The organism is Kordia periserrulae (assembly GCF_003054265.1).
Classification (GTDB): Bacteria; Bacteroidota; Bacteroidia; order Flavobacteriales; family Flavobacteriaceae; genus Kordia; species Kordia periserrulae.
The window spans coordinates 85,961-106,293 of the sequence record NZ_QBKT01000007.1 but is presented as its reverse complement, the minus strand read 5'-3'; the positions used below and the strand labels follow the sequence as shown (position 1 = coordinate 106,293).

The following is a 20,333-nucleotide window of genomic DNA, read 5'->3' as shown; positions in this document are numbered from 1 at the left end:
CTAAACTTCTTCTAAGATTGGAACATTGACATCGACAATTTTTCCTGCAATCGCAGTTGCGGCAGCTACTAACGGACTTGCCAATAGCGTACGCGAACCTTGTCCTTGGCGACCTTCAAAGTTTCTGTTGGATGTAGAAACACAGTATTCGCCGTCAGGAATTTTATCATCGTTCATTGCTAAACATGCAGAGCAGCCTGGTTGACGTAGCTTGAAACCTGCTGCTTCAAAGATTTTGTCCAATCCTTCTTCTTCAATTTGTTTTACGACTAGTTGCGAACCTGGCACCAACCAAGCATTGATGTTTGGTGCTTTTTGTTTGCCTTTTACATAATTTGCCGCCACTCTAAAATCTTCAATACGTGAATTGGTACAACTTCCGATAAAGACATAGTTTACTTTTTGTCCAATCAAAGAAGCACCTTTTTCAAAGTTCATGTATTGCAATGATTTTTCAAGATTGGCATCATTTTTCGATGGAATGTGTTCGTTTAGTGAAATTCCCATGCCCGGATTTGTTCCAAACGTAATCATTGGTGAAATGTCTGCCGCGTCAAAAAAGTACTCTTTGTCAAATTCCGCACCAGCGTCCGATTGTAGCGTTTTCCAATAGGCAACTTTGGTATCAAAATCCGTTCCTTTTGGCGCAAATTTTCGTCCTTTGATATAATTGAAAGTGGTTTCATCTGGTGCAATCATACCACCGCGTGCGCCCATTTCAATGCTCATATTACAAACCGTCATGCGTCCTTCCATGGACATGTTTTCAAACACATCGCCTGCAAATTCAATAAAATGCTCCGTACCGCTATCCGTTCCCAATTGGGAAATAATGTAGAGAATGACATCTTTTGGCAATACGTTTTTTTGCAAACTTCCGTTTACCGTGATGCGCATCTTTTTCGGCTTTGTTAAAAGCAGTGATTGACTCGCAAATACTTGTGCTACTTGACTCGTTCCAATTCCGAAAGCAATTGCGCCAAAAGCACCGTGTGTTGAGGTATGACTATCGCCACAAACAAGTGTCATTCCGGGTTGCGTGATGCCTAATTCGGGAGCCATTACGTGTACAATTCCGTTGTATTGATGACCAAGTGCATAGAGTTCAATATTGTGTTCGTCGCAGTTTTGTTGAAGTTGTTGTAGTTGGTTTCGCGACAATTCATCTTTTACTGGCAAATGCTGATTCTCCGTTGGTGTATTGTGGTCAGCAGTTGCGACAATTTGCTGTGGTCTGAAAACAGGAATGTTTCGTTTTTTTAATTCATTAAACGCTTGCGGACTCGTTACTTCATGAATTAAGTGTTTGTCTATATATAAAATTTGTGGTCCGTCAGGGATGCTATCCACCACATGCGTGTCCCACACTTTATCAAATAAGGTCTTTTTCATCTTTTTTAGTTTTGCTGCGGTTACGCATACATACGTTTTGCAGTAGTGCTCATTTTTATGATGTGATGAATATCAGTATCAGTTACTTCTTTGTGTTTGTCAGCAAAATTTAGAAAATCGCTGTATACGGAATCCAATTCACGTTTGGTGAGATTGTACCCAACATTTTTAGCTCTGTACGCTAACGCTGCACGTCCGCTTCTTGCCGTTAATACAATCGAAGAAGTTTCTGCGCCCACATCTTTCGGATCCATAATTTCGTAGGTTTCTCTATTTTTGATGACACCATCTTGGTGGATTCCTGAACTGTGTGCAAACGCATTGGTTCCCACAATTGCTTTGTTGGGTTGCACAGGCATTCCCATCGTTTCAGACACCAATTGACTCATTTCTGTCAACATTTTGGAATTGATGTTGGTATTTAGGTCTAAATACGGATGTTGCTTTAGAATCATCGTTACTTCTTCCAACGAGGTGTTTCCGGCACGTTCGCCAATTCCGTTGATGGTACACTCTATTTGTCGCGCTCCGTTCATCACGCCAGCAATAGAGTTTGCTGTTGCTAATCCTAAGTCGTTATGACAATGACACGAAAGAATCGCATTGTCAATTCCTGCAACGTTTTCTTTTAAGTATTTTATTTTCTGTCCGTATTCTTCTGGCAAGCAATAGCCTGTTGTATCTGGAATATTCAACACCGTTGCGCCAGCTTTGATGACTGCTTCGCACACGCGTGCTAAAAATTTATTGTCGCTTCGTCCTGCATCTTCTGCATAAAATTCCACATCTTCTACAAACGATTTTGCATATTTTACGGCTGCAACTGCGCGTTCAATAATTTGCTCTGGCGTTGCTTTAAATTTGTATTTCATGTGCGATTCAGACGTTCCGATTCCTGTGTGGATTCGTGGACGTTTTGCATATTTCAGTGCTTCTGCCGCTACTTTTATATCGTTTTGTACTGCTCTGGTCAATCCGCAAACGGTAGCGTTTTTTACTAGTTTCGCAATCGCTTCTACCGATTGGAAATCGCCCGGACTTGACACAGGAAATCCTGCTTCAATCACATCTACGCCTAAAATGTCTAATTTGGCAGCAATCATTAACTTTTCTTCTGTGTTAAGTTTGCAACCTGGTACTTGTTCTCCGTCTCGCAACGTCGTATCAAAAATATAGACTCGATTTGAACTCATATATTAAAAATTTGAGTGTTTATTTCTTTTTAATCATACGAATGTATACTTTGTATTTCCCAAAACGAATGGTGAAGCGTTGTTTTTTACAGTGCTAACTGTATTTGTTTTCAATGTAATAAATTGATAATAAGCTGCTTAAATAATAATTTTTTACAATGTCAAACTCGCAAAAGGAATCTTTATTTGTATTGATTAAATCGTTGTCAAAATCTGAAAAACGACAGTTTAAGTTGTATGTGGGGCGATTTGAAGGCAATGTGAATTCAAAATTTTTGGCATTGTTTACCTTTTTAGAAAAGAGTCAAACTTACGATGAGGAAGCGATTTTAAAGAAGAAAATCGTGACCAAACGGCAGTTGTCCAATTTAAAAGCCAATTTATACAAGCAGATTTTAAAGAGTTTACGCTTAAATCCCGCACAACACAACATCCGAATTACCATTAGAGAACAACTCGATTACGCTACTATTTTGTACAATAAAGGCTTATACACGCAGAGTTTGAAGTTGCTCGATAAAGCCAAAATTCTTGCGTTAGAACACGAAGAAAAAAATGTTGCCTACGAAATTGTGGAGCTGGAGAAAATTATTGAAACTCAGTATATTACCCGAAGCATGTCGAGTCGCGCCGATGAACTTTCTGCGGAAGCGAAAATGCTGAGTGAGCAAAACGCGTTGGCGAGTAAATTATCGAATTTGTCGCTAGAATTGTATGGATTGTTGTTGAAAGTTGGCTATGTAAAGAATGAAGAAGATTTTAATGAAGTCACGTCGTATTTTAACGAGCGTTTGCCAGCGGTTGATTTGAACGAATTGGGATTTCGTGAAAAGTTATGGTTTTACAAAGCGCATTTGTGGTATAGCTTTTTGACGCAAGATTTTTTATCGAGTTATAAGTATTCTTCCAAATGGGTTGAATTGTTCAATCAAACTCCGAAAATGAAGGAGATTCATCCTGTTTTTTACTTGAAAGGAAATCACTATTTGTTGGAATCGCTGTTTTACATCAAACACGAGGTAAAATTTAAAGAAGTATTGCAGCAATTGGAACATGATATTGAAAGCGAATTGGTGCCACAAAACGATAATACACAAGTGTTGAGTTTTTTGTATGTGTATATGAACAAGCTGAATTATCATTTTTTGACAGGAACGTTTAGCGAAGGTTTGTATTTGGTGGACGAAGTAAATACCCGTATTGCCTTGTTTGAAAACCGAATTGACGAACATCACGTGATGATTTTTTACTATAAAATCGCGTCCTTGTATTTTGGCGCAGGCGATAATCGAAATTGTATTGCCTATTTACAGAAAATCATTCGTAACAAGTCGTTGAAAGTGCGAGAAGATTTGTTGTGCTTTTCGCGAATTTTGAATTTGGTAGCGCATTACGAATTGGGCTTGGATTATCATTTAGAAACACAATTAAAAAGCACGTACAAGTATTTGCTAAAGATGGACGATTTGCACGAAGTTCAGAAGGAGTTTATCAAGTTTTTACGAGGTTTGGGGACTATTTATCCGCATCAAGTAAAGAAAGCGTTTGAAGCTTTACACGCTAAATTAAAACCGTTTGAAGACGATCCGTACGAGCGCAGAGCGTTTTTGTATTTAGATATTTTGTCGTGGTTGGAAAGTAAGATAGAGAACAAGCCTGTGGCGGAAATTATTCATGCGAAGGCGAAGTTGTTACTTCGTTAATTCGCTTTGCTCATTATTCAAGGTTTTTTTTAGACGCGCTTCGCTTTTGGAATGTTAGTCACGCTTCGCTTTAGTATCGGCTTCGCCTGTTGGTATATTGGCAGTTGAGTTTTTATTTTGGATGATAGTATTGGTATATTTTACATTAATACATTGAAAAGTTATGCTTCACTTTTGTCTATTTGTCTTGGCTCTTGATTCTTGACTCTTCATTTGAAATTCTTGTCATTCCGCACTTGATGCGGAATCTGTTTTGAAGCAAAATGGATTCCTGCCTACGCAGGAATGACAAAATGCAACAATAAAAAAAAGTGACTGAAATATTTCCAATCACTTTTCGTGTTTTGAGCTAGTTTGTGTTATAATTACTCCGTAATATTTGTAGAGGCTTGCACGGTAATCGCTTGAACATCTCTGTCAAACAAGTACAATCCACCTTTGTCGTCGCCAATCAAGTTGATTTTGTCAAGAATGGTGCGTGCTAGCGCTTCTTCTTCAATTTGCTCAGCTACATACCATTGTAAAAAGTTGTGCGTAGCATAATCTTGCTCTTGCAAACTAATGTGCACCAAATCGTTGATGCTTTTAGAAACTTTTACTTCGTGTTCAAAGAGCTTTTTAAACATTTCACGGAACGAACCAAATTCTTTTGGCGGCTCGTTTAGGTCAGAAATCGTTGCATGTCCGCCGCGTTCGTTTACATATTTGATGAGTTTTAACATGTGCATGCGTTCTTCATCAGAATGCGAATACATAAATGATGCGACTCCTTCAAAACCTTGTACTTCGGCAAAACTTGCCATAGCTAAATATACTTGTGAAGATTCAGCTTCTATTCGTATTTGCGCATTGAGTGCGCTTTCCATATTTTGTGATAACATAGCGTTTTTCTTTTTTTATTAGTTATGAAGTATAAACAACTTCTATGTAAAAATACGGATAAAGCGTGAGTTTTAATTACGGGAATGATAATTTTAATTTATTCTAACTAAAGGGATTAACACAATAGCTAGTTTTTTTGAAATAGCGCATACACATAAGGACGTTCACCGCCAAAAGGATTCGTATATACATAATTAAAACTTTCAATTAGCGAAAAGCCGCTTCCTAAACGTTTAGATAACATTTCTGTATTGTATCTAAATAGTGGTAATCCGCTACATTTTTCCGCACCGTTTAATGAGAAAACAGCAATCAATACATAGCCTTTCGGACGGATAATTTTTTTAATTAAATCAAAATAACTTGCTTGCTCTTCCTCCTTTAAAAAGAAATGCAATACAGCTCTATCAATCCAAAGGTCTATATTTGAGAGCGCATTGAGCTGTATAGGATTGGTTAAGTCATCTACAATACATTCCAAATTGTATGCATATTTTTTAGAAATGCGCTGTTGTAACTTTTGCATTGCAACTTCACTGATGTCCGAAGCCAATAAAGAGGTGTAGTTTTTCTCCAAAAGCGCATCTATTAGTGTCGTGGTTCCGGCACCAACATTTAAAATTTTTGCATCTTTTGATAGAGAAGTTTTGGCTATTAAATCTAGTGTCATTTTGGGATGTTCTTCAAACCAACCCAATTGTGTATCTTCTTTAGATTCGTAGACATTGTTCCAATGGTCTTCGGAGTTCGATAAATTCATTTTAGCTGTTAATTAATCGTTTCTCCATTCATCACATCGTCTTCATCTGGATTTACGAATACGAGTTTTCCGTCTGGCGATTCAGTCATTAAAATCATTCCTTGACTTTCTACTTTGGCAATCATTCTTGGTGCTAAGTTGGCTAAAACCGTTACTTTTTTACCAATGATTTCTTCTGGCGAAAAGCTTTCTGCAATTCCAGAAACAATAGTGCGCTTGTCCAAACCTGTATCAACTAATAGTTTTAACAGCTTCTTCGTTTTACGAACTTTTTCAGCTTCAATGATGGTTCCTACGCGTAAGTCTAGTTTGGTGAAATCTTCAAATGTTGCCGTTTCTTTTTGCGGTGCAGGTTGTTTATTTGCCGCTTCGTTGGCTTTTTTGGTCGCTTCTAGTTTGTCTAATTGTGCCTGAATTTCTTTGTCGTCAATTTTTGCAAATAATAATTCAGCTTTGTTGATGGTATGACCTTCTGGAATTAAAATGTCTTTGGTTGAAATATCATTCCAGCTCAAATTTCCTTCAAGCGCTAGAATATTCTTTAATTTCTTAGCCGTAAATGGTAAAAATGGTTCTGACAATACCGCAATTGCAGCCGCAATTTGCAACGCTACATACATGATGCCTTTGACAGTTTCAGGGTCTTCTTTGATTTTTTTCCATGGTTCATTCGCCTGTAAAAACTGGTTTCCGAGTCGTGCCAAATTCATCAATTCCTGACTCGCCTCACGGAAACGATAACGTTCAATGGAACTTCCAATCACACTTGGAAAATGCTTCACTTGCTCCAATTCTTCGTAGTTTCCTGTGTATTCTGGAACCACGCCGTCATAGTATTTATGCGTCAAAACCACCACGCGATTGATAAAGTTTCCTAAAATTGCTACCAATTCGCTATTGTTGCGCGTTTGGAAATCTTTCCACGTAAAATCATTGTCTTTTGTTTCTGGTGCATTCGCGGTTAACGCATAGCGCAGCACATCTTCCTTTTCAGGGAAATCTTGCAAATATTCGTGCAGCCAAACTGCCCAATTTTTGGAAGTAGAAAGTTTGTTGCCTTCTAAGTTTAAAAATTCGTTTGCAGGCACATTGTCTGGCAAAATAAAATCGCCATGCGCTTTTAACATCGACGGGAAAATGATGCAGTGAAATACGATATTGTCTTTCCCGATAAAGTGAACCAATTTGGTGTTTTCGTCTTTCCAATACGGTTCCCAATCTTTTCCTTCGCGTGCTGCCCATTCTTTCGTAGCTGAAATGTATCCAATTGGCGCATCAAACCACACATAGAGTACTTTTCCTTCGGCGCCTTCTACTGGCACGGGAATTCCCCAATCCAAATCGCGCGTTACGGCACGTGGACGCAAACCGTCGTCAATCCACGATTTTACTTGTCCGTACACATTTGGTTTCCAATCATTTTTATGTCCTTCTACAATCCATTCGTTCAAGAAATCACTGTATTTGTCTAAAGGTAAAAACCAGTGTTTGGTTTGTTTTAGTGTAGGCGTATTTCCTGTAATGGCCGATTTCGGATTGATTAATTCAGTTCCGCTCAAAGAAGTACCACAGTTTTCACATTGATCGCCATACGCTTCTTCGTAGTTACATTTTGGACAGGTTCCAATCACAAAACGATCTGCCAAAAACTGATTGGCTTCTTCGTCGTACAATTGCTCAGTTACTTCTTCTACAAATTCGCCTGCTTCGTATAGTTTTTTAAAGAAATCGGAGGCTGTTTTATGATGAATTTCCGCAGACGTACGCGAATAATTATCAAAAGAAATTCCAAAATCTTCAAACGATTTTTTAATGATTGTATGGTATTTGTCAATAATATCTTGCGGCGATACACCTTCTTTTTTGGCACGCATCGGAATGGCAACACCGTGTTCGTCACTTCCGCACATAAATGCAACATCGTTGCCTGTTAATCGTAAATAACGTGCATAAATATCAGCAGGAACATACACGCCAGCCAAATGACCAATATGAATAGGTCCGTTGGTATATGGCAATGCGGCGGTAATGGTATATCGTTGTGGGTGTTGACTCATTTTGTATATTTTCAATTCAATAAAATGTGGTTTTCCGTAATATATATTTGTTACGGGAAACCTCAATGATAAAGATGCAAAAATAGGAATTATGATACGATTTAATATCGAAATAGATTAGAATAATAAAGATTTAATTAAAATCTAAATGATATTAGAGATTAAATTAAAGGATTAGTAATAAAATTAAAGACCTAGTAATGGATTATAGAATAAAATTAAAGATCTAGTAATGGATTATAGAATAAAATTAAAGATCTAGTAATGGATTATAGAATAAAATTAAAGATCTAGTAATGGATTATAGAATAAAAATTAAAAGATATAAAGATAGGATTTAATTAGATATTAATTATATGTAGAATAGTTATTGATTTCTAAATTCACCAAAACGATGATTTTTGCAACTCGTCTAAAAATGAATTTTGTTTTTCTTGAAAATGAAATACTGTATTTTTTCTATTATTTTTAAGTTATGAAACCACCAAAACCACTTCACAAAGGGGCCACTGTAGGTATTTTGTCTACTGCGCGAAAGATTTCGATTCCTGAAGTTGAAGCTGCGATTGAGCTGCTGCACAGTTGGGATTTGAAAGTAGTGCTTGGCACTACGATTGATCTTGAAGCACATCAGTTTGCAGGAGATGATGCGGCGCGAATTGAAAATTTTCAACAGTTTTTGGACGATGATACCATTGACGCTATATGGTGCGCGCGTGGCGGTTATGGAACGATTCGTATGATTGATAGCATAGATTTTTCAAGGTTTGTACAACAACCTAAATGGATTATTGGTTATTCAGATGTAACCGTGTTGCACAGCAAAGCACAGCAATTGCGTTTTGAAAGTCTGCACGCTACCATGCCAATTAATGTTCCAAAAAATAGTGAAGCGTCGTTGGAAAGTTTGCGCAATGTACTTTTTGGCGAAAGCCTACACTATACGATTCCAGCAGTAACTTATAATAAAAAAGGAGTTGCTTCGGGCGAATTGATTGGTGGAAATTTGAGCATGTTGTACAGCATGTTGGGCTCTAATTTAAGTTTGCATACGAACGGAAAAGTGCTGTTTTTAGAAGATTTAGACGAGTATTTGTATCATGTTGACCGAATGTTGATGAACTTGAAACGCAACGGTTATTTTGACAATTTAGCAGGATTGATTGTTGGCGGCATGACCGATATGCACGATAATACCATTCCGTTTGGAAAAAACGCGCATGAAATTATTTTAGATATTACTTCCGAATACAATTTTCCAATTTGTTTTAACTTTCCTGCGGGACATTTGGACGACAATCGTGCGTTGATTTTTGGGAGAAAAGTCACGTTGGAAGTTGATTCTGAGGTGCAATTGAGTTTTTCGAAGTGTTCTCGACTGCGCTCGACCTGACATGTGTTTGTTTACAAGTGATTTAAGTGAAAAATAGAAATTTCTTATATCGAACCCAAGTTAAAATCACACTTCCTTTTGACTCAACAAAAATAGATAATCGCCTTTGTGGTTTTCGTAACTTTTGATGATGTTGTCAATTGCTCCAGAAGCGATGTCTTTTTCCAGCATTTTCAAGCCTTTTTGTACTTCTTCTTGATGCGCTAAGTGCGAAAAAGAGGAAATTCCATTGCGAATAGAAGCATCTAAATATTTACGAGCGTCGTGTTTGCCCACATATAAAAAGTGATCTTTCAAATCGGGTTGAATAAAGTATCTTTCCAAATACACATCGGGAAATCCAGCAGTACTCATGGCTTGGGTGATTTTCTCTAGCGACGGCATTTGTACAATAGATGCTTCCATCATTTTTGGAAAATAATGATTGAGCCAATAGCCTTTCATTTGTTCAGGAGTTGCCGTGAAAAACACCACATTCGTATAATTTTTCATCACGCGAAATAGTTCGGAAAATCCTTTTTCTAAATCACTCCAATGATGTAAGGTTAAGGTTCCAATTACACCTTCCATACTGTTGTTTTCTAGTGGAATGTTTTCTGCAGTTCCTAATTTCCACACAATATCTGGATGGGAATTTTGCGCCTTTTCAAGCATTTTTTGAGACGGATCAACGCCAATGAAATTTGCTTCTTTCGTATGTAGTTTGGACGTGTAATTTCCTGTGCCGCAACCAATGTCTAAGTACCAACCTTTGTGGATTGGATTCAAGTGATAGTGCAAGCGTTCAAGCAAATACGGATCTGCTGTTCGCGTATCGTTGTAACCTTTTCCAATAGCGTCGTACTTGGCATTCATTTGTAGTAAATTTTAGGTGTTTTTGGTTGATTTGTAAATTTAAGATACGTATTTTATGTGAAATTTTACAAGCAACTACATGGCAACACACAACGAATTGGGCATTGAAGGCGAAAAATTGGCGGTTTCGCATCTTACCAAAAATGGCTATACCGTTTTGGAAACGAATTACCGATTTCAAAAAGCGGAAGTTGATATTATTGCACAAAAAGCAAACATTCTTGCCGTTGTGGAAGTAAAAACGAGAACTTCTGCCGATTTTGGGAATCCTGAAGAATTTGTGAGTAAAAAGAAGATTCAATTGTTGGTAAAAGCGGTCGATTTTTATATTACTGAAAACGATTTGGATGTTGAAGTACGTTTTGATGTTATTGCCATTTTAGCGCAAAACGGAAATATGTCATTAAATCACATAAAAGACGCTTTTTATCATTTTTAAAAATCTGTGTTACAATTATAACAATTTGTTTTGAAAAAATATTTTCTGTTTGTACTTTTGCGAAGTTTTTAAATATGAGCGTTCATGAAAACCATTTCATCTATTGTAGAAGAGTACATCAAAACCAAGCCTTTTTTGTCAAGTGCTTTGTCGCAAGGAATCATTAATTTAACGTCATTATCACGATTAATTAAGCCTGAAATAGAGCATCAATTGGGAAAAGAAGTGAAAAATGGTGCTATTGTGATGGCGTTAAAACGATTGTCATCAGAATTGGAATTTCGTGTAACGCATCGCGTTTTGAAATTTGTGCGCAATATTGGGGAAATTACCGTGCGTTCTTCCTTAAATGATTATACATTTAAAGTTTCTGAAACTTTGTTAAAAGCTCAAGCGAATTTCATGTCGGAAATAGAAGGATTGAACACCGTTTTTTATACTTCTTCGCGTGGCGTCAACGAATCAAATATTGTGGTGAGTAGTGAGGTTGCTGAATTGGTTGCGTCTGCCTTTAAGAATGAAATTTTACTCGAAAAACAAGAAAATTTATCCTCTATCACAGTCAAACTGCCAAAAGACAATGTGAATGTACCTGGCATTTATTACTTTATTTTTCAGCGACTTTCTTGGGAAGGTGTCAACATTTACGAAGTCATTTCAACAACCAACGAATTTACCATTTTGGTCAACGACGAGCAAGTTGATAAAGCATTTACGGTCATTAAAAACTTGAAATCGCTTTAAGCAAATCAAATTAAAATCTCACAGGAGATTATAATTAATGAAAAAACAGGTGTTTTTACGCTGTTTTGCTTCAATTTTAATTCGGAAGTTTGTTTTGTAGAACTATAATTTCGTATTTTGTTTCTTAGTTGAAATAGTTTAGCCGCAATTTTAAGCATAATATAGAAGTGTATTTCTACACATACGTTACCCCTAACGACCACCTTTTCATAGATTCTTTAAGAGAATCATTTTAGAAGACAATTACATTTGATATTACAAATTTGTACAGGCATTTTATGCGCTGCATGTTCTTGTATACATTAAGATACTGTTTTGGACAGTATATTATTTATATATAAAAGTTTGCGTGGAAGAATTGACAATTTCTGTTTAGTAGGCAGATACATCTTAGGGCAATTTCTTTATGAAAATTAGATGTATCAGATATTGAAATTAAAACTTCTTTGCGTAATTTTAGTTTTACGAGAAATCCCGCTCCTTATCAGAGCGGGATTTTATTTTTTACTTTTTAGTGTAAAACTCCTTCAATTCTTTTACACCATACGGTTTTGCAATGATGCGTTTGTCTTTATCAAGCACAAAAAATGTCGGTGTTGCTGTAACATCGTACAAGTTTCCAATTTCATTGTCCCACTTGTCCAATCCTAAAATGTGAATGAATTCTGGATAAAACGAGCTTTCATTTGCCCAATTTTCGCGTTCGTCTTCCAAACCAATAGCAATTACTTTGATGGTTCCTTTTTCTTTAGAATTGACAAAGGTTTTGAGCTTTGGCATTTCCATCAAACAATGTGAACATCCGCTACTCCAAAACACGATAATGTAATTTTCTGCGGAATCTAACTCGCTTAATTTGTGTGTTTTATTGTCTTTTGTCCACGAGATTTCAGGTGCTTTTTGTCCAATAGCCAATCGTTCGTAAACATTCACTTTTTCTACAAGTACATCGTCGTTGAGTTGTTTGGCAATTGGTTTTAAATAGGTGTTTCCAATATGAATTGCAATTTCTTGATTTTCAACCATCACCATTTGCTCCCATAATACGTACAATAACGTTTTTTTATAATCTGCAGGAACGGCCTGCATTTTTTCAACAACCGTAGCGATATTCTTTTTGTATTCAGCAACCAATTCTGCTCCTGTAAACTCTTTCATTGGCAATGCTGTAAACACATAATTAGATACTTTTTCAGCAATAAAATCAGAGTTTTGCAGTACAGGATTGGTAAAATCTACAGCGTCAAAATAGTGCTTTTTAATATTGGAAACCATCGTTTGCGGCGTTTCATAACTCGTTGGAATGTAGGTGCGACTCGCTTTGATAAAGTTGTACGCAATAGTTCCTTTAGCTTCTTTTTCAAAGGTTTCTTGCAGCGTGTTGATAGATTTAAAAATTTCTAAAAACGATTCTTTATTCGTATCGCCACTTTGATAATACGAATTAATCATGCGCTTGGCTTCGTTTATATTAGCAAAATAGGACGTGTGTAATTGGTTCTCTTTAGAAGCGGTAAAATCGAGTTGTTCGTCTGAAAAATTAAATACAATGTCTTCTTCACCACTGTAGATAAAATCAAAATTTTTCTCTTCTTGTGGCAAACCATACACCAAACGATACATGCCTTTTTCGGCAGAAGCTTCAAAAGTATAGTTCAACTTTCCTTCGGTAATTTTACCATTGGCAACATATTCTTGACGCGTGGTTTTCAGCTTGTATATAATAAACCACTTAAAATTTTCGGCAGGAGCAAACGTGCCTGTCATGGTTTGTTGTGCCTGCAAGCACAGCGGAATTAAGAAGAGAAAACAAAGTATTTTTTTAATCATAATGTTCTTTTTTCTGTGTCTATTCAAAAAGTAAGCCAAAGCAAATTACACTATTTTTTCCAATGCTTGTAGTGCCTTTTTTGCTGAGGTGATTTTTTCAAAAGTAAGCAATAAGCGCAAGCCATTACGTGTTTGCTTTTCTTTCATTTTACAAATATGTGGGTTTTGTTGCACAAATTGCAAGACTCTGGTAAAGTTTTCGCTTTGGTAGAATGCTGATTGCTGATCAGAAATAAAATAACACACCATTTTGCCTTTTTTCATGATGATTTTCTCCAAGCCAAATCGTGTGGCAATCCATTTGATACGAACGGAATCTAACAACGCAACGGCAGGTTTTGGCAACGGACCGAATCTGTCAATCAGCTCTTCTTCAAAAGTTTGTAATTCTTCTTCCGTTTTCAAATCGCTGAGTTTGTTGTACAATACCAAACGCTCTGTAACCGTGTTGATGTACGCATCAGGGAACAACAATTCAAAATCGCTATCAATCTGTGTTTCTTTTAAAAACACCTTATCTTTCTTGCTTTCTTGCGATTCATACAATTCCTTAAACTCATTTTCTTTTAGCTCTTCAATGGTTTCGTTCAAGATTTTTTGATAGGTATCAAAACCAATTTCATTGATAAATCCGCTTTGTTCGCCACCGAGCAAATCGCCTGCGCCACGAATTTCCAAATCTTTCATCGCAATATTAAATCCGCTTCCCAACGCAGAAAATTGCACCAATGCATTGATACGTTTGCGCGCATCTTGTGTCATGACTGAATCTGGCGGCGTAATGAAATAGCAAAAAGCTTTCTTATTGCTTCGCCCTACACGACCGCGCATTTGGTGTAAATCGCTCAGTCCAAAATTATTGGCGTTGTTGATAAAAATGGTATTGGCGTTTGGTACATCCAAACCGCTTTCAATAATGGTGGTAGAAACCAACACGTCAAACTCTCCATTCATAAACGACAACATGAGTTTTTCGAGTTTCTTTCCGTCCATTTGTCCGTGACCGATTCCAATTTTGGCATCTGGCACCAAACGTTGAATCATTCCCGCGACTTCTTTGATATTTTCAATACGGTTGTGAATAAAAAACACTTGTCCACCGCGCTGAATTTCATAACTCACCGCATCACGAATGGTTTCCTCTTGAAAACGAATTACATGCGATTCAATCGGATAGCGGTTTGGTGGCGGCGTGGTAATTACAGACAAATCGCGCGCTGCCATCAAACTGAATTGGAGCGTTCGCGGAATTGGTGTTGCTGTCAACGTAAGCGTATCTACATTTTCTTTGATGGTTTTGAGTTTGTCTTTTACAGCCACGCCAAACTTTTGTTCTTCATCAACAATTAACAAACCTAAATCTTTAAATTTTACAGCTTTGTTCACCAATTGATGCGTACCAATAACGATATCTACGCTTCCTTTTTCGAGTCCTTTCAGTACTTCATTGCGTTGTTTGGCACTTCGGAAACGGTTCAAATAATTAATCGTTACTGGCATATCTTCCAAACGCTCGCTAAAGGTTTTAAAATGTTGAAATGCCAAAATAGTAGTTGGCACTAATACCGCCACTTGTTTTCCGTTGTCTACCGCTTTAAACGCAGCTCGGATGGCGACTTCCGTTTTTCCAAAACCAACATCGCCACAAACCAATCTGTCCATTGGGCGTTCGCTTTCCATATCGGCTTTGACATCTTGTGTCGCTTTCGATTGATCGGGCGTATCTTCATAAATAAACGATGCTTCCAACTCGTGTTGCATGTACGTGTCAGGACCGTATTGAATTCCTTTTTGCATGCGTCGTTTGGCGTATAATTCAATTAAATTGTACGCAATATGCTTCACGCGTGCCTTGGTTTTTTGCTTTAATTTTTTCCAAGCTCCAGAACCAAGTTTGTATATTTTTGGTGGTTTTCCGTCTTTTCCGTTGTATTTTGAAATTTTATGTAGCGAATGAATACTGAGGTATAAAATATCGCGCTCGCCGTAAATCAGTTTGATAGCTTCTTGCTTTTTGCCTTCTACGTCAATCTTTTTTAAACCGCCAAATTTTCCAATTCCATGATCAATATGCGTGACATAATCGCCCACTTCTAAATTGGTCAATTCTTTCAGCGTGATGGCTTGTTTTTTGGCATAGCCATTTTTCAAGTGAAACTTGTGATAACGCTCAAAAATTTGATGATCGGTGTAGCAAACGATTTTTTGTTGGTGATCTACAAAACCTTGATAGAGTGGAAGTACGACAGTTTCATAATGCACTTTTTGTCCCACATCTTTAAAAATATCGTCAAAACGTTTAGCTTGTTGTTCGCTGGTACATGTGATGTAATTGATATAGCCTTTTTCGCGATTTTCATCTAAATTTTCAATCAATAAATCAAATTGACGATTGAATGACGGTTGTGGTGTCGTATTAAAATTGATAAACGTATCAGCTTTTAACAACGGATTTCCGGTCAATTCAACCATTGTATAGTCTGCAAATTGCTGTTGCAACAGGTTTTTTGTACAGAATAATTCTTCTGGCGTATTGTGTTTGATGTCTTCGGATAATTCCGCGAAAGCGTCTGTAGCTTTTTTAAATAATTTATCAATTCGCGACAAGAGCAACTCGGTATTTTTCGCTAAGACAATTGTTTTGCCTGGAATGTATTTTAAAAAACTTTCTCGCGATTCCTGCAAGGCTTTATTTTCCACATTTGGAATGATGCTAATCTTTTTTACCTTTTCGGTAGAGAGTTGCGTTTCCACATCAAACGTACGAATGCTGTCTACTTCATCGCCAAAAAACTCAATTCGGTACGGTTCGTCATTGGAAAAGGAATACACATCTACAATGCCACCACGCACTGAAAATTCGCCAGGTTCTGTGACAAAATCTACGCGATGAAAGTTATATTCAAATAGAGTTTCGTTGACAAAATCAATCGATAATTTATCGTTGAGCGAGATTTTAAGGGTGTTTTTTTCCAGTTCTTTTCGCGTCACCACTTTTTCAAACAATGCATCAGGATAGGTGACAATCAACGATGGTTTTTTTCGCGAATTGATTCGGTTCAGCACTTCTGCGCGAAGCAATACATTGGCATTGTCGGTTTCCTCAATTTGATACGGACGGCGATAGCTTCCCGGATAAAAAAGCACGTCTTTATCATTCAGCAAATGTTCTAAATCGTTCAAATGATAGGCAGCTTCTTCTTTATCATCTAAAATTAGCAAAAAAGGTAAGTCACTTTGCTTGAAGGTTTCTGAAATGACAAAGGAAACACTTGAACCTGTTAAGCCTTTAAGGTGTATTTTTTCTTGATTTTTGCCAATAGCTTCCCGCAATTTCCCGAGTTCGGGAGATTGTGAAAAATGCTGCGAGATTTTGGATATACTCACGGTAGTAAAAAATTTAGTTGCAAATATACTGAACTCCAAAGAATCCCTAGAAAATCACACGAAAATTTTGTTTAAAAAGACAGCAGAATAATTATATTTGCAGGACAAAATATTAAGAAATGTCTATATCAGATTTATATTCAAGTGGATTTCGCGAAAGAAATCAAGACCACTTTGCAGCCATTGTTCGCGTAGCAATGAGTGACGGCGTTATAACAGACGAAGAAAAAGCTTTTTTAGATAGAATGGCAAGTAATTTGGATATCTCGGAAAGCGATTATAAAGCGATTTTGAAAGATTATAAATCGCATCCAATTAATCCACCAACCATGTACAGTGAACGTTTGGAACGTTTGTATGATTTGGCTCGAATGGTATATGCAGACCACGAATTAGGACCAAAACAAACGGTAATGTTAGAGCGTTTGGGAATCGGATTAGGATTTTCTCCTGAAAATGTCGCGTACATCGTACATAAAGCATTAATGCTAGTTGGGAAAGGTGTTGATAGCGAAGATTTTAAAGATGAAATTAGAAATATGAATCGTTAGTTTTTAGCGATATATATGTGAAAAACCGAGCAATTTGCTCGGTTTTTTTGTTTATAAGTTTATGAGATAAGATTATAGAAATGATGTCATTTTACTTAAAGAGCAACTAATGGATTCCTGCCTACGCAGGAATGACATGTGAAACTAAGAAAGTACTCAGAGTTTAAAAATCAGCCATCTAAAATCGTCAATCGTACATTAAAAATATCACATCGAGCGCAGCTCAAGAGATGAACTTCAAATTCGAGTTCAGATTCAATTTCAATTTCAAAAGCTTATTTCAAATGCTTGTACACTTTTTTCAACAAGGTACTTTCGTCAAATGGTTTTTCGATGATGTCGGTCATGCCCATTTTTTTATAGCGTTTTTTGTCGGTATCATACAAATTTGCGGTCAACGCCAAAATTGGAATGGTTTTGCAGTTTTCTACAGGCAACGAGCGAATCATTTTGGTAAGTTCATCGCCGTGTGTTCCTGGCATGCGGATGTCCATCAAAATTAAGTCGTATTCGTTGTGAATCACGCTTTCAATCACATCTTCGCCATTGGTAATGATGTCTAAAAAGAAATTTCCTTCTTGTGCTAAAATTTTCAAAACTGCCATTTGTGCCAATTCGGAATCTTCCGCTAGTAGGATGCTGTATTTTTCTTTGGATAGAAAGTTTTTCTTTTCAATTTCTGATTTTTTATCTAAAGATGTCTGTTCTTGATTGATAGGATATTTCAGATTCATATTGATTTTGAAAGCTGTTCCTTTTCCTTCCTCACTTTCTACTGAAATTTTTCCTTCCATCAATTCTACCAATCCTTTTACAATTGACAAACCAAGTCCAGTACCTTTAAACTTTTGCGAATTGTTGAGTTGGGTAAAGCTGTGGAAAATCACCTCAAGTTTGTCAGCTGGAATTCCAATTCCTGTGTCTTTGATGCTAATGTCTATGTTGACTTTGCGCGCTCTTTTTTGGTTAGCATGCATAGCAAACGTAACTTTTCCAGAGGTAGTAAATTTCAGCGCATTTTCAATCAGGTTTTCCAATATTTGTTTGATGCGTGTTTTATCAGCTTCAATATATTTTGGAATTTTTTTGTCAAAATCGACTTCAAATTCTAAGCTTTTCTGCTTGGCTTTTACGCTATAGGTAAACTCCAGCATTTCAATGAGTTCATGAAAGTTGAAGAGTTCTTCGTTGAGCATTAATTTCCCGACTTCAATTTTGGACACTTCCAAAATATCACCAATCATATTTTTTAAATGGTCTGCGGACGATTTGATGACTTCTACATAATCTTGCTGCTCTAGCGTCATGTCCGTTTTTTGCAATACCGAACAAAAAGCTGTTACACCAGTTAACGGATTGCGCAATTCGTGACTAAAATTCGCGATAAAGGTATTTTTAAAATCTTCTTTTTCTTTAAGATATTTGTTCTTTAACTCTAAAATTTGCGAGTTGATGACCGATTCATTTCTACTTTGTGCAACTTCTTGATAGTATTTGTAATGGTCGGAAAAATCGTGAATAATAATCAACGTTGGTTTGGCAGCATCTGCAAAAGTTTTAAACTCAATATCGCAGGTATATTCGTGTTTGTTTTGATCTTCCAGATGCACACAGGTAAATTTGATATCGTTGTCTTCTTCCGCTTCAAAATACGTAGAAAGACCTTCAAAAAAAGCACTGATATTACTGATATCTTCTCCTTTTTTAACGGGGAAAAGCACATCATCACTTTCAAGGACATTTCCTGATGTATCTATAGTTATAAATTGTGTTCTGGGATGAAAATAAGTTCCTCTGTAGGTTTCTAACATCATAATTATTTCACAAGTTCTTTAGCAAGGGCGATGAACATATCGTCTACTTTATCACCTGTTTTTGCACTTGTAAAAAAGTCAGGCGCCACAGCAAACATGTCGTTGTTTTCTTTTAAATACGTTTTGGTAACCAAGTCTGCTTTATTCCCCACAATTTTTAGTGGTGTATTGGCGTATTGGTTGGTTAGGTAGGTTATGTCGTCTTTCAGATTTTCGAAGGTTGCGGGGCGCGTTACGTCAAACACATAAATAAAACCATGTGTGCCTAGTAGGTAGGAGGCTCTGGTTTTTCTAATGTCGTCGTATCCTTCCAAATCCCAAATAATCAGTGAAATGGTTTCTTCGGGCGAAATTTTCACTTCTTTTTTAAGGATATGAACTCCAATAGTAACTTTGTAGTCTGTTGTAAACGTATTTTCAACAAACTGTCGTATCAAGGAAGATTTCCCGACACCAAAGTGACCAAGTAGGATTATTTTTTTAGAGGCTTTCTTCATTCGTACTAAAGTAGAATTCTAATTCGTTAGTAATGTCTTCTTCTTTTATGTTGCTTAAATCGCTAAATAAGTTCAAAAAGTTATCGGTAAAATTAAAGATTATATCTTGGATTTTGTTCTTAAAGATAAGATTATATTCTCCAGAAATGACAACGGCTACGTAATAAGATACAAAACTTTGAATATGAATATGATACAATTCGTACTCAATCAATTCTAAGTTTTGACTTTTTCCTTGAAAGGCATCTTCTACAAAACTTTTAATTGCAGTTAACATTCCTGAAACCATATCTTTATCAATCGTTTCCGTTTTGGCATATTGTCCAATAAGCACGCCAGAATTTTTTTCCACAACCAGCACTTGTTCTACTTGTGAAATAGAGGATAACTGACTCAGTAGCAACTCTTCTTCACGAACGCCACCAAACCACGATCTGAATTTTCGTTTCCAGCTTTTGGCAGAAAAACTATCTTCCAATTGCTTGTTGATGCGCTCCGTAAGCAAGTTGATTTCCTGCGAAATGTACTTTTTAATCATCTTTCCCATAATGGGATACAAGGCTTCCACTACTTGGTCTTTGGAATTTTTAATCTGCTCCGCTAACGCTTCAGTGATAGTTGGACCGAGCGTTTCGGGAATTTCTTCAATAAACGCTTCCAATCGTTCGTCAATAATAGGATCGACTTTGTTGGAAAGCTTTTTTTGCTCGTTGATAACTTCTTCAAGTGCTTTGATTTTTTTGTGTATAGATTCCGCATACGCACGATCGTCCGTGAGTAATAAATCTTTTAATAACGTTAATTTATCAGCTTCCGTCATAAATACACATAAGGAA

General features: G+C 36.8%; 16 protein-coding genes. 5 read left to right on the top strand and 11 right to left on the bottom strand.

Annotation, left to right across the window (positions count from 1 at the left end):
• Both leuC and C8N46_RS14875 read right to left on the bottom strand, forming a co-directional pair.
• A complete protein-coding gene (gene leuC, locus C8N46_RS14880; RefSeq protein ID WP_108115709.1) occupies positions 1 to 1,392 on the bottom strand; it encodes a 3-isopropylmalate dehydratase large subunit in 1,392 nt (463 codons plus the stop codon).
• Positions 1,393 to 1,412: 20 nt separating this feature from the next.
• A complete protein-coding gene (locus C8N46_RS14875; RefSeq protein WP_108115708.1) occupies positions 1,413 to 2,585 on the bottom strand; it encodes a 2-isopropylmalate synthase in 1,173 nt (390 codons plus the stop codon).
• 158 nt (positions 2,586 to 2,743) lie between these two features.
• On the opposite strand from C8N46_RS14875, the gene C8N46_RS14870 reads away from it, so the two are divergent.
• On the top strand, positions 2,744 to 4,288 hold the full coding sequence (locus C8N46_RS14870; protein ID WP_108115707.1) for a hypothetical protein: 1,545 nt from the start codon (positions 2,744 to 2,746) through the stop codon (positions 4,286 to 4,288).
• 365 nt (positions 4,289 to 4,653) lie between these two features.
• On the opposite strand, the gene C8N46_RS14865 is transcribed toward C8N46_RS14870, so the two are convergent.
• The 3 genes from C8N46_RS14865 to metG form a co-directional block, all read right to left on the bottom strand.
• Complete coding sequence (locus C8N46_RS14865) at positions 4,654 to 5,169, bottom strand: ferritin (RefSeq protein ID WP_108115706.1); 516 nt, start codon at positions 5,167 to 5,169, stop codon at positions 4,654 to 4,656.
• A gap of 128 nt (positions 5,170 to 5,297) precedes the next feature.
• Positions 5,298 to 5,930, bottom strand: coding sequence for a class I SAM-dependent methyltransferase (locus C8N46_RS14860; RefSeq protein WP_108115705.1), 633 nt, complete (start codon positions 5,928 to 5,930; stop codon positions 5,298 to 5,300).
• An 8-nt stretch (positions 5,931 to 5,938) separates the two neighbouring features.
• Complete coding sequence (gene metG / locus C8N46_RS14855; protein WP_108115704.1) at positions 5,939 to 7,987, bottom strand: methionine--tRNA ligase; 2,049 nt, start codon at positions 7,985 to 7,987, stop codon at positions 5,939 to 5,941.
• A gap of 475 nt (positions 7,988 to 8,462) precedes the next feature.
• Between metG and C8N46_RS14850 the strand changes: the two genes are divergently transcribed.
• Positions 8,463 to 9,380 (top strand): S66 peptidase family protein, encoded by a 918-nt coding sequence (locus C8N46_RS14850; RefSeq protein WP_108115703.1) that lies wholly within the window; start codon positions 8,463 to 8,465, stop codon positions 9,378 to 9,380.
• Between the two features lie 66 nt (positions 9,381 to 9,446).
• Here C8N46_RS14850 and C8N46_RS14845 read toward each other — a convergent pair whose 3' ends face one another.
• Complete coding sequence (locus C8N46_RS14845; RefSeq protein WP_108115702.1) at positions 9,447 to 10,235, bottom strand: class I SAM-dependent methyltransferase; 789 nt, start codon at positions 10,233 to 10,235, stop codon at positions 9,447 to 9,449.
• 79 nt (positions 10,236 to 10,314) lie between these two features.
• On the opposite strand from C8N46_RS14845, the gene C8N46_RS14840 reads away from it, so the two are divergent.
• Complete coding sequence (locus tag C8N46_RS14840; protein ID WP_108115701.1) at positions 10,315 to 10,674, top strand: YraN family protein; 360 nt, start codon at positions 10,315 to 10,317, stop codon at positions 10,672 to 10,674.
• Positions 10,675 to 10,758: 84 nt separating this feature from the next.
• Positions 10,759 to 11,418 (top strand): aspartate kinase family protein, encoded by a 660-nt coding sequence (locus C8N46_RS14835; RefSeq protein ID WP_108115700.1) that lies wholly within the window; start codon positions 10,759 to 10,761, stop codon positions 11,416 to 11,418.
• A 504-nt stretch (positions 11,419 to 11,922) separates the two neighbouring features.
• Here the strand turns inward: C8N46_RS14835 and C8N46_RS14830 are convergent.
• Together C8N46_RS14830 and mfd are read right to left on the bottom strand one after the other, a co-directional pair.
• On the bottom strand, positions 11,923 to 13,248 hold the full coding sequence (locus tag C8N46_RS14830) for a TlpA family protein disulfide reductase (RefSeq protein ID WP_108115699.1): 1,326 nt from the start codon (positions 13,246 to 13,248) through the stop codon (positions 11,923 to 11,925).
• A 45-nt stretch (positions 13,249 to 13,293) separates the two neighbouring features.
• A complete protein-coding gene (gene mfd, locus C8N46_RS14825; RefSeq protein WP_108115844.1) occupies positions 13,294 to 16,635 on the bottom strand; it encodes a transcription-repair coupling factor in 3,342 nt (1,113 codons plus the stop codon).
• A gap of 119 nt (positions 16,636 to 16,754) precedes the next feature.
• Here mfd and C8N46_RS14820 point away from each other — a divergent pair, with 119 nt between their 5' ends.
• Entirely contained in the window at positions 16,755 to 17,186 is a 432-nt protein-coding gene (locus C8N46_RS14820; RefSeq protein ID WP_108115698.1) for a tellurite resistance TerB family protein, read from the top strand.
• Positions 17,187 to 17,461: 275 nt separating this feature from the next.
• Here the strand turns inward: C8N46_RS14820 and C8N46_RS14815 are convergent, their stop codons facing one another.
• From C8N46_RS14815 to C8N46_RS14805, 3 genes are read right to left on the bottom strand one after another with little or no spacing between them, the layout of a single operon-like run.
• On the bottom strand, positions 17,462 to 19,000 hold the full coding sequence (locus C8N46_RS14815) for an ATP-binding response regulator (protein ID WP_108115697.1): 1,539 nt from the start codon (positions 18,998 to 19,000) through the stop codon (positions 17,462 to 17,464).
• 2 nt (positions 19,001 to 19,002) lie between these two features.
• Entirely contained in the window at positions 19,003 to 19,497 is a 495-nt protein-coding gene (locus C8N46_RS14810; protein WP_108115696.1) for a Rab family GTPase, read from the bottom strand.
• The gene (locus tag C8N46_RS14805; RefSeq protein WP_108115695.1) at positions 19,481 to 20,317 is read right to left on the bottom strand and encodes a cell envelope biogenesis protein OmpA; all 837 of its coding nucleotides are present in this window, start codon (positions 20,315 to 20,317) and stop codon (positions 19,481 to 19,483) included. The genes C8N46_RS14810 and C8N46_RS14805 overlap by 17 nt, the downstream gene beginning before the upstream one ends.
• Between the last annotated feature and the right edge of the window lie 16 nt (positions 20,318 to 20,333).

Coding starts and splice junctions, on each gene's coding strand:
- C8N46_RS14840 (WP_108115701.1), top strand. CDS start 10,315: ATGGCAACACACAACGAATTGGGCATTGAAGGCGAAAAATTGGCGGTT.
- C8N46_RS14870 (WP_108115707.1), top strand. CDS start 2,744: ATGTCAAACTCGCAAAAGGAATCTTTATTTGTATTGATTAAATCGTTG.
- C8N46_RS14850 (WP_108115703.1), top strand. CDS start 8,463: ATGAAACCACCAAAACCACTTCACAAAGGGGCCACTGTAGGTATTTTG.
- C8N46_RS14810 (WP_108115696.1), bottom strand. CDS start 19,497: ATGAAGAAAGCCTCTAAAAAAATAATCCTACTTGGTCACTTTGGTGTC.
- C8N46_RS14830 (WP_108115699.1), bottom strand. CDS start 13,248: ATGATTAAAAAAATACTTTGTTTTCTCTTCTTAATTCCGCTGTGCTTG.
- C8N46_RS14845 (WP_108115702.1), bottom strand. CDS start 10,235: ATGAATGCCAAGTACGACGCTATTGGAAAAGGTTACAACGATACGCGA.
- C8N46_RS14820 (WP_108115698.1), top strand. CDS start 16,755: ATGTCTATATCAGATTTATATTCAAGTGGATTTCGCGAAAGAAATCAA.
- metG (WP_108115704.1), bottom strand. CDS start 7,987: ATGAGTCAACACCCACAACGATATACCATTACCGCCGCATTGCCATAT.
- C8N46_RS14835 (WP_108115700.1), top strand. CDS start 10,759: ATGAAAACCATTTCATCTATTGTAGAAGAGTACATCAAAACCAAGCCT.
- leuC (WP_108115709.1), bottom strand. CDS start 1,392: ATGAAAAAGACCTTATTTGATAAAGTGTGGGACACGCATGTGGTGGAT.
- C8N46_RS14860 (WP_108115705.1), bottom strand. CDS start 5,930: ATGAATTTATCGAACTCCGAAGACCATTGGAACAATGTCTACGAATCT.
- C8N46_RS14875 (WP_108115708.1), bottom strand. CDS start 2,585: ATGAGTTCAAATCGAGTCTATATTTTTGATACGACGTTGCGAGACGGA.
- C8N46_RS14865 (WP_108115706.1), bottom strand. CDS start 5,169: ATGTTATCACAAAATATGGAAAGCGCACTCAATGCGCAAATACGAATA.
- C8N46_RS14815 (WP_108115697.1), bottom strand. CDS start 19,000: ATGATGTTAGAAACCTACAGAGGAACTTATTTTCATCCCAGAACACAA.
- C8N46_RS14805 (WP_108115695.1), bottom strand. CDS start 20,317: ATGACGGAAGCTGATAAATTAACGTTATTAAAAGATTTATTACTCACG.